We start from the raw sequence: 16002 nt of genomic DNA on the forward strand, positions 1-16002 counted from the left end.
ATGATATGAAAAGTGATTAATGCACCTATCGGTGTGACTTTTGTGGCATAACGCGAGAAAAGAGAGGCGTCAAATGTTGTGCTTGCCAGTTTTGCTTCTCCCTCAGCTTAACTCTATAATATAGGGTATTATGTGATAAAAATTTAGATAAGATATAATATTATGGATTTAAACCTTAGCACTCCCGCAGAGATTGTCACGCTTCTATGTGATCGATTACGCAAAGAACGCTTGGCAAAACAGATGACTCAGGCTGATGTGGCTGCCCGTGCAGGGGTAGGTGTCAATACGGTATCGAATCTTGAAGCAGGCAGAAATGTGGGCTTCGAAAATCTGGTCAGAGTTGCAGTAGTACTGGGGCATGGCGAGGCATTGAAAGATCTGTTTAAACCTAAGATTGATAGCCTGGCTGATATTTTACGTTATGAGAAGAGCGCAATGCGTCAGCGCGTAAAAAGGAAGAATAGCGATGCCTGAACAAATAGACGTCTTTTATGAAGGATGGGGTGAAAGATGGCTTTGGGGCAAGCTGGTATCCTCGACGGCGCTTACGGGGCGACCAATGATCGCCTTTGAATACAGTGAAGAAGCCGTACTCAAGGGGCTTGAGCTATCCAGGTTGACATTACCGCTTGATGGACCACGATTACGCAGGGATTTTCCGGCCCATCAGTTAAACCTTCCCGGCCCAGTCTATGACTCTTTACCCGATGGCTGGGGGATGCTGCTCATGGATCGCTTATTCAAGCGAAGGGGGTTAAACGCTGCCCGTATTGGCCCTCTGGAACGACTCACCTGGGTAGGCAGTAATGCAATGGGCGCGATGACATTCCAGCCTGTACAGGCCGATGCAGAGACCACCTCGCAAGAAGAGATCCCACTTGTTCAACTGGCATCGGAAATTCAGGAGGTGTTGAGCGGGGAAGGCGGGGAGTTTCTGCAAAAGCTATTGCAGATGGGCGGTTCGCCGCAGGGCGCACGGCCTAAGGCGTTGTTATATTGTGACCCTGTCACGTTTAAATTCACCACATCCCCTTTACCGGGAGCGGAAAGCTGGCTTATCAAATTCCCGGCCCGACGGGAACACGCTGAAGTCTGCGCCATTGAGGCCGTATACTCGGCATGCTTGCGGATATGTGGTATTCAGACACCAGATATAGCCTATTTTGAACTGCCGGAAGGGAAAGCGGCATTCGCTACCCGACGATTTGATCGTGAGCGGGGGATACGTATCCCGATGCAGAGTTTGGCCGCATTCACCGGAGCGAACTATCAGGTCCCGGGTTCACTTGATTACCGGAGTTTTTTACGTGCCACGCAAATGTGCACCAATGATGTCAGGGAAAAAGCGTTCGCCTTTGAACGTGTTGTTTTTAATGTGGCGTTCAACAACCGGGATGACCATCCTAAAAACTTCGCTTACTTAATGTCCGCAGAAGGACAATGGACTCTGGCGCCAGCCTATGATGTGACGTATTGCGACGGACCCGGCGGCTATCACCAGATGGATGTCATGGGTGAGGCATTAGATATTGAGAGAAAGCATCTCCAGGCGCTGGGCGAACAGGAGGCGGAATTATCACCTGCGAAAGTCGTGGAGATCATAGAAAACATTTGCGACGTTGCCGCGAAGTTCAGTGAGATTGCCATTGAGAAGTATCCAAAGCAAATCACCGCCGATACGCTGAATTATATACAAAAGCAAATTGATGGAAATATCAGTCGCTTGAAGGCATGACGACTAAGAAATCCGCAAAACATAACGATCATCAAGTACTAAAAGAGAAGGGTTAACTTACACCAACCATTTGCGCTTGATGTACGATAGAGTTAATTTAACATAATATACATTATACGAACCAAGACAAGGATGGGCGAGAAACTGGCGTTTCCCCAGTGGATTTGTTGTTGTAATCAACCATCACTCCTTTTTGGCGCCATCAACCTTAGAGGAAAAAATACAGATACATTGATTAAGGCCACTTTTGAGCAGTATGAAGTATGCGAATAATCTCTATCTCCCCCGATTCATTCTCAACACGATAAATCAGAATGAAATGAGGATGGATAACCAGCTCTCTCGTGCCAGTCACTCGGCCATTACGAGCCTTCAACGGTTGGTCGGTCAGACTGGCGGCCATGCTGCTGATCCGTTCGTCAAGCTCAATGGCCGCGCGAAGATTGTTTTTTGCAATGTATTCCCGAATCTTACGCCGGTCCTGACTGGCTAATTGCGTCCATAGAATTTCCATTACTTATCAGCCAGTCTCTTCGTTGCTTGTTCGCGCCACGCAACTGCTGATGCTTCTACTGATTCACCAGAGAGAACTTCTCCACGATTCGCCTGGGCAATCCCGGCCTGTACCTGCTCCCGGAACCATGCATCATGCTGGCGCTGAACAGTCTCGCGCATGAAGTCGCGGATGAGCTGTGAGCCATTGCGATCCATTGCCTTTGCTGCTTCCAGAAAATCGGCCTTCAGTTCGGCATCGATTCGTAAATTCAGGGTTACTTGTGTCATGTATCACCTCGTCGTTACGCTGTATGTACATGGTAGCACAACGCAGATAAATGGTAGAATCACGAATATAAAAGCCATATAGATGAGGATGCTGCGACAAAAAAGGCCATCCGCAGCGCTAAACGCTGATACAGACGGCCTCTGGAAACGGTAAACAGCATGACTAACCGGATAGCGGCTAACTTAGCCTCTCAGTTTCTTATGGTATTCATTCCTCAGCAAGGCAATATCGGAAATCGAGGCCTTGGCTTCTTTCAGTTTACCTTCATCGGCTAATGTCAATGCATCGTCGATTTTTTGCAGGACTTTATCCAGACCCTCAACATAGGCTTTTCTATCAGGGTCATCTGCGGATTGGTTGGCAAAATCAGGGGGTATCTGTGTTTTAGCGCTGGTTACGTTTTCACGGAACGTAGTCAACGCGGCTTTCAGCGTTGCAGCATCATCTGCTTTACTGGCGCTGATATAACTCTGCTGCATGGCTCTCATATCCGCTGCCGCAGTTGCATTTGCTAAAACCGGCATCATTAAACTACCGGCCAATAGCACAGAAAAGCAGGCCTTGGTTATTCTATTCATCGGTGAACTCCCAGTTTATTTTTCAAAGCACGACATACACTTAGAACATTTGATTCATTCTTCCGATCGCCACGCGACGATCGGCCCAACGTTGCTATTGTTAGAGATAACCCTGAATACTCGCTTCCATTTAACCACTATCGCGTTGCGATGACGCCAGTTTGATTCTATTGTGCTTTCATAGCCGATGTTAAATATTTTTTAACTATCTTAGCGCTTAAATTTTCATTAACAGCGCAAATATTGCAACATATTATTAACATTGATATTGCCACAGCGCTTCTGCAAACACGTATTTCATGACCCAACTGCCCTTTTCCTCTACAATGAAATATCTTCCCCTGTCAGGAAAACCGCGATGCCCCGATTAACTCAGAAAGATATGACCGAAAGTGAGCAACGACAGTTAAAAACTTTACTCGATCAGGAAAGAAAGAAGCTCGGTCGCCCGCTGACTAATTCCGAAAATAACCATATCAAAGACGATTACATTGATACCTTAACGAAGGAACGCGAGGCGGCGGCCAAGAAAGTCCGGGCAGAAAAGAAAAAGAACAAGTTTAAACCGGATGTTACAGCAACGTATGAATGGTCTGCCAATACCAATCTTCGGGGGCGACGTTAAACAAAATAACTAACCTCTGCGTATGAGCTGGTCGCATAGAAAATAAGATGGCAGGCTGCGATCCTGCCATTTAGCAAAGCGTTAAATGCTTTTTAATACATCAAGGGCATCAGTGGTCATGGATGGCGCAAATTCTATGATTTCGTAATCAGCAACCGCATTGAACGGGTCCTCAGCCAGAACTGATTCAAGCGATTGGCGATCCATGGTTTTTGCGAAAATCACCCCGCCCGTTCGCGGTATTTTTCTACCGGACGCAACGAATATACCTTGTGCATAATGCCTTTTCAGCCACTCGATATGGCCTTCCAGATGGGCTTCAACCTCTTCAATCGGTTTATTGTATGTCAGACTAACGATAAACATTATTCATCCTTTTCTTGGCGACAACTGATTTATTCACATGGGATTATTTAAGGCTATCTTCATCCATCAAGCTAAGCAACCGCGGTTTTTTCTCCTGTCTCCCCGGTTTGCGCACCGTCTATGGCTTAAATATTTGTTAGTTTTGTCACTTCTTTAAGCGTTTGATTCGCCATCATTAGCACTACAGTATACCCTGTCGCAGATTACACTCTATTTTCTGCCTTAGGCATCTATTACAAAAGGTCTCTTTTGCGTGGCAAAATTATTTTTACGTAGTGGAAGTTTGGATGACTTTCTGGCACTGGGCGAAAATGGGCAGCCGGTTTATGCATCAGCACTTCAGTTACGGGAAACATTACGTCTTCGGAAACAACAACAGATTGCAGACTGTCTGGCTATTCCCCAACCCAATGAAAATGGCGACCGAATTGACTGGTATTCGCCGATCGAAGGTAAAGTTACCTCATGGATTGCCGCCAGTGAAAAGGAACGCGACGTTGCGCTAAAACGGTTGGAAACCTATCAGGCCGCCGTTGCTGACATTAGCCAGCGTGCGCAAAGTGCGGAGAACGCCGGACAGAAGCTGTTTGGCGTCTTGCTGGCGAAAGCCATCCAGTTTCCGGGACCGAATCATGTCTATCTGGTTGATGGTAACCCCGTATTAACCTTCTGGGGGTTTGTCAATCTGGATAAGAAGTCGCGAACCGACGCGCTTGACTGCCTGCGCCCGACAGAGAAAGAAAGTGAGCCGGTATTCACGGTTCCTGCGTCCATCTCCGCCTATGCCGAACTGCCCGAAGCACCGGTTGCGCCCTCCACACCACCTGAACCAAAACCTGTTATGACGACGCCGGAGCCAGTTCCAGAACCCGCCGTGGCAGCCCGCCGTCCCTGGTTACGTATGTGGTGGTTATTCCCGGCGGCAGCGTTAATGGCCGTATTGTCCTTCTTCATTCGCGGCGGATTTTCTGAACAGAACGCGACGCCAGAACCCGCGCCATTAGCGTTAACCGTTAAGCCAGAAAAACGCGCCTTGCCTTCTTCTGCCCGCACCCCAGAATCGGAGCCACCGGTGGTGAGTAACGCCACGACGCCGGCATCCGTACCACCAGAAACCACGCCAGCCGAGACGGTAGTCGCCACAACCGCGCCGACTGAAGAGCCTGTTGCGGAAACACCGGCGGTTAAACCACCGGTGACCACCGAGCCGAAAGAAATCGCAGCAGTTCCCGCAGAGCCTGCTCCTGCTCCGGTTCCAGAAGCGCCGATAGTCCCGGCAGGAAAAGACGATCTGGTCATGCCTGCGGATGCCGTGCGTATGGGTTCCATCAACTTCCTCAATGGAAACTGGCGTGTCGCTGTCAATGTGAAAACGCCGCCGATCACGGGCCGACCACCAAGCCTGAGCTATCAAATCAGGAACGGCAAAGGCACCGCGCGGATTACGCATGGTGACGGTGTCACTTGTCGTGCGGATATTGAAGCGGGGTTAATGAGTTCCGGTAATCTGATTATTAACAGCCGTACCAGAGCGCGGTGCAGTGATAATTCCAGATTCCAGATGCCAGAAATCGTATGTAAACAAGGCGCGGCTGCGACTGGCGCTGCGGAGTGTATCGGTCGCTACGACGCTGACTCGGTTTTCCCTATGACGATAAAGCGTGAGAGTAAATCCTAATGCTGGCAACGATTACTGATTATAAACAAAGAATTACGCTTATCCAGGACAGTGGGATCCAATTTCTGGATTTCGCGTTAAAACCGGAAGCAAGCCTTGATTTTCCGAATAAATATGTCCGTAAAAGCGCCAACGGACCGCTACTGCGCCTGATTTACGATGAGCAAACGGACAAATATTTGCTGCCGTCGCCCGCAGGCGCGCCGCCGGAAGTGGTCAAGCCAGAGCTGAGTATTCCGCTTGAACAATCGCTGAAACTGCTGGAAAAGATCTGGTTGCCGCTGCCCTTTTTGCGTTTCAATCCGCCGCGTACATTTATGGGCGGACCGGATAACTGGGCGCGAATGCAAGTCCTCGCGCTGGACACACCGGATCAGGATGGTAATACCTACCGTATCTGTCTGGCATTTGATACCAAAGTGTATCCAGAAGGACATCCTTACGAAGCGCTGGCGCCGAATGAGAATGACATCAAAACCGGTGGCAGTTTTGCATTGGCCTATCACAGTGATGAACTGGGCGAATTCCTCGATCAAACCTGGGTTGATGGCTGGCTGAGAGAAGTTTTCACTCAGCGGGCGGCCCGGCAGGAAAACCGGGATGCGCGGGATATCAAAGCCGCGCTCAGAGGATTTGAATATCAGGCGCACTACATGAACCTGCTGGACATGTTGGGCAACCAGCTGTCTATACCCGAAATTCGAATTAATACCAACACGTTGCAGGAACCGGCCGTCAATGTTGACCTGATCCTTGACGTGGGTAACTCTCACACCTGCGGTATTCTGGTTGAAGATCACGCCGATGAAAGTAACGGTCTGAAACAGACCTACGAGTTACAATTGCGCGACTTGAGTAAACCGCATTATCTGTATAACGAACTGTTTGAAAGCCGCGTTGAATTTGCCCAGGCGAAATTCGGTAAGCAAAACTTCTCTGTGGAAAGCGGCCGTGATGATGCTTTTATCTGGCCTTCGATTACCCGCGTTGGCCGCGAAGCCAGCCGCATGGCGCTATTGCGTCAGGGTACGGAAGGTTCAACCGGTATTTCCAGTCCGCGTCGTTATTTGTGGGATGAAGAAAGCTATGCGCCCGGCTGGCGTTTCAGTCAACCGGATGCGCATTCGCAAAATGAGCCGCTGGCGACCGCCATGCCGATGACCATCCTGCTCAATGATGAAGGTCAACCGCTGTACGACCAGCCGTTGGACGAACGTTTGCCGGTATTCTCTCCGCACTACAGCCGCAGTTCCATCATGACGTTTATGCTGTCCGAGTTGTTGGTTCAGGCAATGATGCAAATGAACAGTGCGGCACAACGGCTGAAAATGATCCACTCGTCCGCGCCGCGTCAATTGCGCAATATTATTCTGACGTTGCCTTCGGCCATGCCTAAACCAGAACGTGAAATTTTCCGCCGCCGGATGCATGAAGCGATCGCACTGGTGTGGAAATCCATGGGTTGGCACCCGTTGGATGATGATTTCACGACACCGTCGGACAAGCAGAAAAGCCGCGTACCGGTACCGGAGGTTCAAATCGAATGGGACGAAGCGACCTGCGGACAAATGGTCTACCTGTATAACGAAGCCCAGGTAAATTTTGGCGGTCGCGCGGAAGACTTTTTTGCCAGCATGTCGCGTCCGGATAAAGAACTGGCCGAAGGTGAACCTGCCGGTAAAACGTTGCGTATCGCATCGATTGATATCGGCGGCGGCACGACCGATCTGGCGATAACCCAATATTTGCTGGATGACGGCGTCGGGAATAACGTTAAAATCATTCCGCGCCTGCTGTTCCGTGAAGGCTTTAAGGTCGCGGGCGACGACATCCTGCTTGATGTGATTCAACTTTACGTTTTACCGGCTCTTCAGGCTGCGCTGAAAAATGCCGGTATGGTCAGTCCGGATATGCTGATGGCGAAACTGTTCGGCAGCGAAGGCCGAATGGACGGGCAGCTCACATTGCGTCAACAGGTGACGTTGCAGATCTTCATTCCGATTGGTCGCTCGATTCTGGAAGCCTATGAAAGCTTCGATCCGCTGGATACCAGTGCCGAAATCGAATCTACTTTTGGTGAATTACTGACACAACATCCGACATCGAAAGTGCTGGAGTACGTCAACACGGAAGTACAACGCGAATTGCCGGTAGATGACAATCCGTTTGATATTCTACAAGTGCCGCTCATTCTTAAATTGAGCAAGCTGCACGGCGAATTTTTGTCCAACCGCATGAATATTACGCAAAATCTGCGTTTAATGTCCGAGGTGGTGTCGCTCTACTCTTGCGATATTTTATTACTGACTGGCCGCCCTTCCCGTTTCCCCGGTATCCAGGCGCTGTTCCGGCATTTGCAGCCGCTACCGATTAACCGCATGTTATCGCTGGATGGCTATCATACGAATGACTGGTATCCGTTCAATAAACGCGGACGCATTGATAATCCGAAGTCGACGGCGGCGGTGGGCGCCATGCTGTGCCTGCTGGCGCTCGATTTGCGTTTGCCGGGCTTCTATTTCAAAGTCGGGGATTTCCAGCCCTATTCCACGATCCGCTATCTCGGCATGATGGACGCGAATAACGCCCTGACCACGGATAACGTGTATTACGGTGACATCGATCTGGATGACGCTGATTTCGAATTAGATCCGGACGCCAGTTTCCAGGTGCGCGGTTCCCTTTGCCTGGGCTTTCGCCAACTCGATAACGAACGTTGGCCGGCGTCTGCGCTGTATATTTTGTCGATCGTCGATCAGGATCTGGCGAGGAAAGTCGTTGGCGACAGTATCTTGCACGTCAGACTCGCCGTGACGAAAGGCGATGGGCAGGATAGTCCGGGACGTTTTGAAATCGCAAATGCCGTTCTGGAAGATGGCACCCCTGTTCCTGCGCAGCATTTACGACTTAAGTTAAACACCTTAACCGCTAACGGAACCGGCGCGACGCATTACTGGATCGATAGTGGGAGTGTATTTAGAAAATGAGACCTTTAACGCCCAAACAACTCTCCAGCCGACTCAACAGCCAGCTACAAGCCGTCACCGAGGGCGTTGATCAGGCCATCGACTGGATTGAGAACACACGGCAGAATGCGCCGCGTCTGGATATGGAAGCAGACCGTCTGATCGTCAAGCTGCGCCGCCATCGCAACAAAACGAAACATCTGGCGAATGTGTCACTCAAAGAGATCGCCATCGGTTTCTTTGGTCTGTCGCAGGCCGGGAAATCTTATCTGATTGCTTCTCTGGCATCTGGCGAGAACGGCAAACTGGAAACGTCATTCGAAGGGCAACAGTTAGACTTTCTGACGCATATCAACCCGACCAATCAGGCCACTGCCCTGGTTACGCGCTTTAGCCGTCAGGCCGGAGTAAAAAATAAGTCCTTCCCGGTACAACTATTACTGCTCAGCGAAGTGGATATCGGCAAGATTATGGCGAATGCCTTCCTGTACGATCTCAATCAGGAAACCTCGTTTGAAGAATTAGATGAGCATTATATTAGCGAACATTTGAAAACGCTGTCGCGACACCGCCAGACGGAACCGGTAGACGGTATGACACGCGATGAAGTGGTCGAACTGTGGGATTATCTGGCCCGCCACGACGCCAAACGGCAAAAGCAGCTGGCAACACACTACTGGCCTGTCGCCGTAGAGCTGGCGCCTTATCTCAGCGTTGACGATCGCGCCCATCTATTTTCAGTGCTGTGGGGTGACCTCAAAACGTTAACCGCAGCCTATCGTCATTTCGGCCATACCCTGCAACACCTGTCCGGAACAAGCAAGGTACTGGCTCCCCTCAGGATACTGGTCGATGAAAATCAGCAGCCCGCCAACGGCATTATCCACGGCGCCACGCTGACACGACTTAATACCGCTTCAGATCCCGGTGTGTTGGTGCGTCCGGTGTTAAACGGTCGTGCAGGAAAAACCGTCGAACTATCTCTGGCGGAATTGACCATGTTGGCCGTTGAGCTATTGATTCCGTTGCATTCGTCTCCCCGCGAAGCGCTGTTTGAGCAGGTCGATATTCTGGATTTTCCGGGATTTGGTGATACCAGCGAGGCGACAGAAAACCCTCAGGCGACGGAAGCCAGCAGTGATAACTACCCGTTGGCGCTAACGCTGCTGCGCGCCAAACGCGCATACCTTCTGGAACGCTACACCGATAATCAGGAAATGAATGTCCTGATGGTCTGTACCGCGGCAGGTAAACGTGAGGATATCAAAACCGTTGGCAAGGCGTTGGATTACTGGGTACGCCAGACGCAGGGCGAAAATACCCAAATCCGCAGCCGACGCAAGCCAGGCCTGATTTGGGCGGTGACCAAATTTGATCGGCGCATTACCCACGGACAGAACCATGACGCCGCGGTACAGCGTTATGTCGGTAACCCCGGCGATGCCTGGGGAACCATGTTGGCCATGGATAAACGCGGCGTTACCCGGATGGCAACCTGGTTGGGAACTGAAGTCCACCGGGAAGTGAAACTTGGCCGCATCAGCGAACAGCTCAGCGAAATTCAGCGTGAACTGAGTGACAACCTGCTGGGGTGCTGGTATCAGCCCGCCGGGGCTGACGATCCGGCGGAGAAACAGCGTATCGCGGAGACGCTGCTTAAATCACTGCAAACTCGAACCGGCGTACATGGCGAGCTGCTGGAACGTTTGTTGCCTTCCCGTGATGAACTGCGTCGTCTCTACCTGAAACAGCAAGATCCGTCGGGATATGTCGCTTACCACTCAGAAATCGAAGAGTCAGTCACGCCGCCCACTGGCGCCGATCCTTTTGGGATCGGGATCGAGATAGATCTGTTTGCCGACGATCCGATCGAGTCTGACCCGCTGGCATCCTCGCCGGTACAGACGCTCGACCACGGCTATGAAGCGGAATACGCCCATCATGTATATCGCTACTGGGTTAATCACCTGCGCAGCCAGCCTGAAAACTCGCCGCTGATTGAACTGTTGGGCGTGACAAAAGCAACGATTGAAATTCTGGTGGAGGAACTCATCACCGCCAGCATTCGCCTGAATATTGAGGACGCGCTGGTTAGTATGCTGGTCGATACGGAACAATTAGGCGTTCACCGCGAAAGCAAAGCAGATCGTCAGGTTTCCCGTGTCCTGACCGTGTTGGGTGACTTTGTGGCATGGCTGGGCTTTCAGCAAATGGAAGAAGCATTGCGCCCTGCCAGCCGAATCAATCGTGGACACCGGATCTTTGCCAAGCCGGAAAAACAGGCGGTAAATTTCGGTGCGTCACAGCGCCTGACCAGGTTGGCGCTGACGCCAACCAACAACACCGCTTTTTATATCTATGACTGGCTGGTTGGTTTGAATGAAATGATTATCCAGAATGCAGGATATTCTGCCGGACGGGAGGTCAGTACCGATCAGCGCGAGCAATTAGGGGATATTCTGACGCTGATTAAACCGGCAGAGAAATAATCAGTGAAGCGCGCAAAAACCGCTGTGCTTTTGTGCGCTCACCTTCCCGGCAGTATTGCCTGAATGAATCCCGCTGGAAGAACACTCTTACCCTTTTCTTTTCCCCGGCATCATTCTGATTAAGGTATTGTCGCGCACAATATAGTGATGATAGAGCGCCGCCACCGCATGAAGTCCAATGATAAAATATCCGACGCTGGCGATGGTTTCATGGATATCGATGAGATCGCTCTCCATCATCAGATCCGGCTCCTCGCTGAATGGCATCGGAAAGAAGAAAAACGACCATTCGATGCCGCCATAATAAAGCGACAGCACCCCCATCAGCGGTAGGCCAATAAACATGAGATAGAGTACGCCATGAACGGACTTGGAGAGAATCCGTTGCCAACGCGGTAATGGCGGCACAATCTCCGGTTCCTGGTGGGTAATTTTGATAACGATACGAGCCACACTCAGAATCAATACGCTCAGACCACAGGTATAATGCAGTACTCTCATCCATTCACGGGCGTTTGAGCCACGCGGTACGAAGCCTCGAAGCTCCATGGCACAATACGTCACAACAATCAAAACAAAAATAATCCAGTGGAAAAAGATTTGGCTTGGGGCGTATTTCTTCATGAGTCATCCTCTGAAAGCTTGAAACATTCATACACGATATAAATCAGATTAGGAAAAGATTAAAACCTTTAAAAGCTTTTCATGAAAATAACTCACGATACGCATGACGTTAGGCGCCAGTCCGCCAGCGTTGCCTCATATTGATATCGGTCGCCTTCCACCCGTCGTGGGTACTACGGATACGGAAGATCCCTGCCTGAGCCGTTATTTTCTCAGACAGGGTTTCTATTGTTTATTTTGGTAATTTCACGGCCAGGTCTTTTATTTTTACTGGCAATTCAGTGCGTAAAGAACGATTAGCGGCGATGCCTGTTAAAATAGACATGGCGCCATCCCGATAATCGGCTGCCCGATTTAATGGGTCCGGCTCGGGGGTGCCAAACAAATCATTCAACATGACCCGATCGCCGCCGCCATGACCGCCCTTCTTATATTCAACGGGTACGATATAAGGCTCATCGAACATGGGATATACTTTTATCTCACATGTATTCAGAGCACCTTCGTCCTCTTTTTGCCCTCCTCCGTTCACATAAGATTTCTCAACCAACTTCATTTCCAATCGACCTTTACTACCGTTAAAGACCACATTCAACCCCTCCCAGGGTAAATAGGCATTTAATGAATAGGTCATGATGGTTTTATTTTTATAACGCACCATCACACCCATCACATCCTCAATATTAATCCCGTCGTCAAAAACGCTTTTATCCCGAAGATAACCATCTTCATGTTCTGCATTCAAATAAAGCGCCGTCAACTGTTCGCTTTTATTCATATGTAGCGCGAAAGGATCATTCTCCGCAGCCGGGCTATTATGTGAACGGGTATAAAATTGGGTTACACCGCGATTTTCCGCATTGGCTTTACCGTAGAAACGCAGATCGCCCTGGGCATATACCGTTTCTGGTTCGCTACCCAACCAGAAGTTGACCAGATCGAAATGGTGGGTCGATTTATGCACCAGCAAACCGCCGCTGTTGCGTTTGTCACGATGCCAACGACGGAAATAATCTGCGCCGTGTTCGGTATTGAGCAACCATTCAAAATGTACCGAGAACACCTCACCAATGATACCGGCTGCGATTAATTCACGGATTTTGCTGTGATGCGGAGCATAGCGATAGTTGAACGTCACCCGCAGCTTGCGGCCAGTGCGGTTGATGGCATCGATAATTGCCTGACATTTCTCTTCATCAATGGTCATGGGTTTTTCGCTGATCACATCACAACCAAGTTCCATTGCCCGGATAATATAGTGGTGATGAGTACGATCCACGGATGTGACAATCACGATATCGGGTTTGGTTTCCGCGATCATTTGCTCGAATTGATCGGCCCGATAAGTAGCCACTGATTCATGCCCGAATTTTTTGATTATTTGATTCGCATAATCCATTCGCGTCTGATTAGTATCACAGAATGCGACAAAGCCCCCTTCCTGCTGATAATCTCTGGCTATAGACTCTAAATAAAGGCCGGAACGCCCTCCCGTGCCGACCACGGCATATTTTTTCTTCATTATAATCATTTCCTCTTTCTTAATGACGCGCTTTGAATAAGCTATTTCGATTGATTGACAGGCTTTCGCCAATGTTTTATATCCTTTACCCACCTTTGACTGGTTGCAGTGAATAACACATGAGTTTTCATCCCCCGCTCCGGCTGCTGGAGGTAAATACGCCGTTAATTTGGCATTGGCCTCATTTTCTTGAGATCATGGCTGTCATTGATAAATATCATTTCAATGGTCTGATCATTCATCAGCAAAATATGCTGGCGCTGCTCGCCCGCCCATCCATATTCAGCAAAGGTCCGGGAATAGAAAACCTGAATCATGAACGTGAAAGTACGCTGAGTTATCTGCAACGAATTAGCGATTATTGCCGGTCGAAAAACATTCAGCTGTGGATTCAGGGGGAAGCTTTTCCGAATGACGCAAAAATAAAGCAAAAATTCCCCGAGTTCTTTCTGCACGAAAGCAGCGGCGGCGGCAGCCAATTTCTGAACCGCTTTTACAGTGAAATACTGGATGAGGTCGTTGCTGCCCTGCCCGATATCAGCGGCATGATCCTGAGCCTGCAAATTCCGGAGTTTCATACCGAACAGTGGAAGGATGCGATGAAAACGCTGCACCGCTGTTTGCGCCGACGTGGTAAAAAACTGGTTTTGCGTGATTACACGGACGACAGCTGGCCGCGACGTCAGTTGCAAACTACGCTGAATAGCCTGCCAAACGATGTTCGCGCCTCTCTCAAAGCGACGGCTCTGGGCTATCGTCCCGGTTTTGCCAACAACCCGGACCTGGCTGACTTTAAAGGCTACAAAAAATGGGTCGAATTCGACCTCTGGGGCATCGATTACGGTTGGACGCTGTTGCCCTGCATGTTGGTGGACGAAATTCAGGGACGTCTCAGTTGGGCGCACGCGGTCGCCGGGGATGAACTGGAAGCCGTCAGCGCCAGAATCAGTTGGGAATGGCTCAGCAACAGCTCGCTGCTGGAATCGATCAACGAAGTGAATCTGTTTGGCCTGTCGCAAATCGCCTGTCAATCCGGCGAAAGTCTGCACGCTAGCGCGATCTTCCACCGTTGGCTGATGACGAACGGCGTGGATACCCGCAACAAGGTACGTTTCGAAACAGTACAGACCCTGTTTTTCAGCAGCTATGACTGGATGTGTAAAACACCTTATTTTCTGGGACGCCTGTTGCATCATCATAGCCAGATACCTCTTAGTTTTGAACATGCCATGCAGCTATTGCATGCTGAAACGCGAAGCGCCAACTGGGCGCAATCCTTTCAACCACTTTTTCCCGTCGATGACCCCGCGTTTGGCGAATCTCAGCGGCAATTAATTACGCTGGAATGTCAGCAGATGCTGTTTTTCGCACAGCATTTACGCCAGTCCGCCCGGGAGATTCAACAGACCCGGTTATTGCCAGAAGCCCTCTGCGCACGCTTGTCGGCCAGTTGGGAATATGCCTGGCGTTACACCGGATTATTCAATCAAACCAAACAGCTGATTGCCGATCGCCTGTATATTGAGAACTACGGTTCGACGGCTTCCCGTCGCAATAGTCAGCTACAGCAAATCGGTGAAGCCCTGCGTTTTGCCAGTGAACTGCAAAACTGGTTGATACAACACCGGCATGCTCATCCGCATTTCCTAACGATGCTGATGACGCCAGAGCGTCTGAACAAACTCGCCGAAAGCTGTCGTGTGGCAGACTGAAACCGTGGGGCTGGTTAACAGCATAGAAGTGAGCAACGCTGATTGAAATGGCGTTTTTAAAAGAGAGGCGGGGCAAATCGGGACAACCGGTTAATTTGTGATATAAATTGCAAATATCATAATTTTAATGTGATTAATCTCTCATATTTTCAGATTAAAAACGTGATTCTTTTCTCTTTTTCACCATTATCCTGTGATGTATATCGCGTTTTATTTTTTAATGCCGGCATCAACACTCAGATAAGGAATAAATATGCAGGTTTTCTTTCTGGACAAAATGTTAACCCCCATTGGCGAATTAATGATTGTTGCAGATGAAAATAATCACCTTAGGGCCGTGGAATGGAGTGAGTATGAAGAAAAATTATATTGTTCGCTAAATCGCCGTTATCGACATACCCCTTTCTCATTGCAACCTCACCATAATCCCGGAGGGCTAACCGAGAGTCTGCAACGCTATTTCGCAGGGGATTTAAAGGTTATCGAAACGCTGCCGGTTGCATCAGTTGGCACCGAATTTCAACAGCAGGTCTGGCACCAGTTGCGCCAGATTCCGGCAGGACAAATAATGACTTACGGAACACTGGCCGCGCGTTTGGGTCGTCCTACTGCGTCGCGCGCCGTTGGCATGGCGAATGGATCAAACCCGGTCAGTATCGTGGTGCCCTGTCACCGGGTTATTGGCGCCAACGGCACCTTGACTGGATATGCAGGCGGTGTGCACCGAAAACAGTGGCTATTAACCCATGAGGGGTATTTTCCGCAGCAAGATATATTGCCGCTATAAAGCGTATTTTCCCGACAACATTTTGATCGTTAACGTATATTCTGCTAAGTATTAGCGAGAATTTATAGTTAGTTCACTATATATCGGTCTTTTCAGCGGATTAGTAGTCTTATCACCGACGATAAAAGCTGTT

The 16002-nt window shown here is 49.7% G+C and carries 14 protein-coding genes; 8 read left to right on the forward strand and 6 right to left on the reverse strand.

Going from position 1 to position 16002, the window contains the following annotated elements:
• The first annotated feature begins 162 nt into the window (after positions 1-162).
• Positions 163-477, forward strand: a complete 315-nt coding sequence (locus B4923_RS09210) for a helix-turn-helix domain-containing protein (RefSeq protein ID WP_109054058.1) — start codon at positions 163-165, stop codon at positions 475-477.
• Positions 470-1738: a type II toxin-antitoxin system HipA family toxin gene (locus B4923_RS09215; RefSeq protein ID WP_109054059.1), complete on the forward strand. Its 1269-nt coding sequence runs from the start codon at positions 470-472 to the stop codon at positions 1736-1738. The genes B4923_RS09210 and B4923_RS09215 overlap by 8 nt, the downstream gene beginning before the upstream one ends.
• Positions 1739-1973: 235 nt before the next feature.
• On the opposite strand, the gene B4923_RS09220 is transcribed toward B4923_RS09215, so the two are convergent.
• The 3 genes from B4923_RS09220 to B4923_RS09230 form a co-directional block, all read right to left on the reverse strand.
• Positions 1974-2252, reverse strand: coding sequence for a type II toxin-antitoxin system RelE/ParE family toxin (locus B4923_RS09220; RefSeq protein WP_109054060.1), 279 nt, complete (start codon positions 2250-2252; stop codon positions 1974-1976).
• The gene (locus tag B4923_RS09225) at positions 2252-2521 is read right to left on the reverse strand and encodes a CopG family ribbon-helix-helix protein (protein WP_109054061.1); all 270 of its coding nucleotides are present in this window, start codon (positions 2519-2521) and stop codon (positions 2252-2254) included. Before B4923_RS09225 ends, B4923_RS09220 begins: the two co-directional genes overlap by 1 nt.
• A 183-nt stretch (positions 2522-2704) precedes the next feature.
• The gene (locus tag B4923_RS09230) at positions 2705-3100 is read right to left on the reverse strand and encodes a cytochrome b562 (protein WP_109054062.1); all 396 of its coding nucleotides are present in this window, start codon (positions 3098-3100) and stop codon (positions 2705-2707) included.
• A 358-nt stretch (positions 3101-3458) separates the two neighbouring features.
• Between B4923_RS09230 and B4923_RS09235 the strand changes: the two genes are divergently transcribed.
• Positions 3459-3725, forward strand: a complete 267-nt coding sequence (locus B4923_RS09235; RefSeq protein ID WP_109054063.1) for a YjbD family protein — start codon at positions 3459-3461, stop codon at positions 3723-3725.
• A gap of 81 nt (positions 3726-3806) precedes the next feature.
• Here the strand turns inward: B4923_RS09235 and B4923_RS09240 are convergent, their stop codons facing one another.
• Positions 3807-4091 (reverse strand): YciI family protein, encoded by a 285-nt coding sequence (locus B4923_RS09240; RefSeq protein ID WP_109054064.1) that lies wholly within the window; start codon positions 4089-4091, stop codon positions 3807-3809.
• A 253-nt stretch (positions 4092-4344) separates the two neighbouring features.
• Here B4923_RS09240 and B4923_RS09245 point away from each other — a divergent pair, with 253 nt between their 5' ends.
• The 3 genes from B4923_RS09245 to B4923_RS09255 are packed head-to-tail and all read left to right on the forward strand — an operon-like array spanning position 4345 to position 11224.
• A complete protein-coding gene (locus B4923_RS09245) occupies positions 4345-5769 on the forward strand; it encodes an SrfA family protein (protein WP_109054065.1) in 1425 nt (474 codons plus the stop codon).
• Positions 5769-8756, forward strand: a complete 2988-nt coding sequence (locus B4923_RS09250) for a virulence factor SrfB (RefSeq protein WP_109054066.1) — start codon at positions 5769-5771, stop codon at positions 8754-8756. The genes B4923_RS09245 and B4923_RS09250 overlap by 1 nt, the downstream gene beginning before the upstream one ends.
• Positions 8753-11224 carry a putative virulence factor gene (locus B4923_RS09255; RefSeq protein WP_109054067.1) on the forward strand — a complete coding sequence of 824 codons (2472 nt, stop codon included), beginning with the start codon at positions 8753-8755 and terminating at the stop codon, positions 11222-11224. The genes B4923_RS09250 and B4923_RS09255 overlap by 4 nt, the downstream gene beginning before the upstream one ends.
• A gap of 87 nt (positions 11225-11311) precedes the next feature.
• Here the strand turns inward: B4923_RS09255 and cybB are convergent, their stop codons facing one another.
• Together cybB and B4923_RS09265 are read right to left on the reverse strand one after the other, a co-directional pair.
• A complete protein-coding gene (gene cybB / locus B4923_RS09260) occupies positions 11312-11848 on the reverse strand; it encodes a cytochrome b561 (protein ID WP_109054068.1) in 537 nt (178 codons plus the stop codon).
• Positions 11849-12080: 232 nt separating this feature from the next.
• Positions 12081-13370: a Gfo/Idh/MocA family oxidoreductase gene (locus B4923_RS09265; RefSeq protein ID WP_109054069.1), complete on the reverse strand. Its 1290-nt coding sequence runs from the start codon at positions 13368-13370 to the stop codon at positions 12081-12083.
• A gap of 119 nt (positions 13371-13489) precedes the next feature.
• Between B4923_RS09265 and B4923_RS09270 the strand changes: the two genes are divergently transcribed.
• Both B4923_RS09270 and ogt read left to right on the forward strand, forming a co-directional pair.
• Positions 13490-15082, forward strand: coding sequence for a hypothetical protein (locus tag B4923_RS09270; RefSeq protein ID WP_109054070.1), 1593 nt, complete (start codon positions 13490-13492; stop codon positions 15080-15082).
• Positions 15083-15335: 253 nt separating this feature from the next.
• On the forward strand, positions 15336-15869 hold the full coding sequence (gene ogt, locus B4923_RS09275) for a methylated-DNA--[protein]-cysteine S-methyltransferase (RefSeq protein WP_109054071.1): 534 nt from the start codon (positions 15336-15338) through the stop codon (positions 15867-15869).
• Positions 15870-16002: the final 133 nt, after the last annotated feature.

The organism is Brenneria roseae subsp. americana (assembly GCF_003115815.1).
GTDB lineage: Bacteria > Pseudomonadota > Gammaproteobacteria > Enterobacterales > Enterobacteriaceae > Brenneria > Brenneria roseae.

Bases quoted from the DNA above. Each gene is read 5' to 3' on its own strand.
- B4923_RS09235 (WP_109054063.1), top strand. From the start codon at position 3,459: ATGCCCCGATTAACTCAGAAAGATATGACCGAAAGTGAGCAACGACAG.
- B4923_RS09215 (WP_109054059.1), top strand. From the start codon at position 470: ATGCCTGAACAAATAGACGTCTTTTATGAAGGATGGGGTGAAAGATGG.
- B4923_RS09240 (WP_109054064.1), bottom strand. From the start codon at position 4,091: ATGTTTATCGTTAGTCTGACATACAATAAACCGATTGAAGAGGTTGAA.
- B4923_RS09230 (WP_109054062.1), bottom strand. From the start codon at position 3,100: ATGAATAGAATAACCAAGGCCTGCTTTTCTGTGCTATTGGCCGGTAGT.
- B4923_RS09270 (WP_109054070.1), top strand. From the start codon at position 13,490: ATGAGTTTTCATCCCCCGCTCCGGCTGCTGGAGGTAAATACGCCGTTA.
- B4923_RS09225 (WP_109054061.1), bottom strand. From the start codon at position 2,521: ATGACACAAGTAACCCTGAATTTACGAATCGATGCCGAACTGAAGGCC.
- B4923_RS09220 (WP_109054060.1), bottom strand. From the start codon at position 2,252: ATGGAAATTCTATGGACGCAATTAGCCAGTCAGGACCGGCGTAAGATT.
- B4923_RS09265 (WP_109054069.1), bottom strand. From the start codon at position 13,370: ATGAAGAAAAAATATGCCGTGGTCGGCACGGGAGGGCGTTCCGGCCTT.
- B4923_RS09255 (WP_109054067.1), top strand. From the start codon at position 8,753: ATGAGACCTTTAACGCCCAAACAACTCTCCAGCCGACTCAACAGCCAG.
- cybB (WP_109054068.1), bottom strand. From the start codon at position 11,848: ATGAAGAAATACGCCCCAAGCCAAATCTTTTTCCACTGGATTATTTTT.
- B4923_RS09250 (WP_109054066.1), top strand. From the start codon at position 5,769: ATGCTGGCAACGATTACTGATTATAAACAAAGAATTACGCTTATCCAG.
- ogt (WP_109054071.1), top strand. From the start codon at position 15,336: ATGCAGGTTTTCTTTCTGGACAAAATGTTAACCCCCATTGGCGAATTA.
- B4923_RS09210 (WP_109054058.1), top strand. From the start codon at position 163: ATGGATTTAAACCTTAGCACTCCCGCAGAGATTGTCACGCTTCTATGT.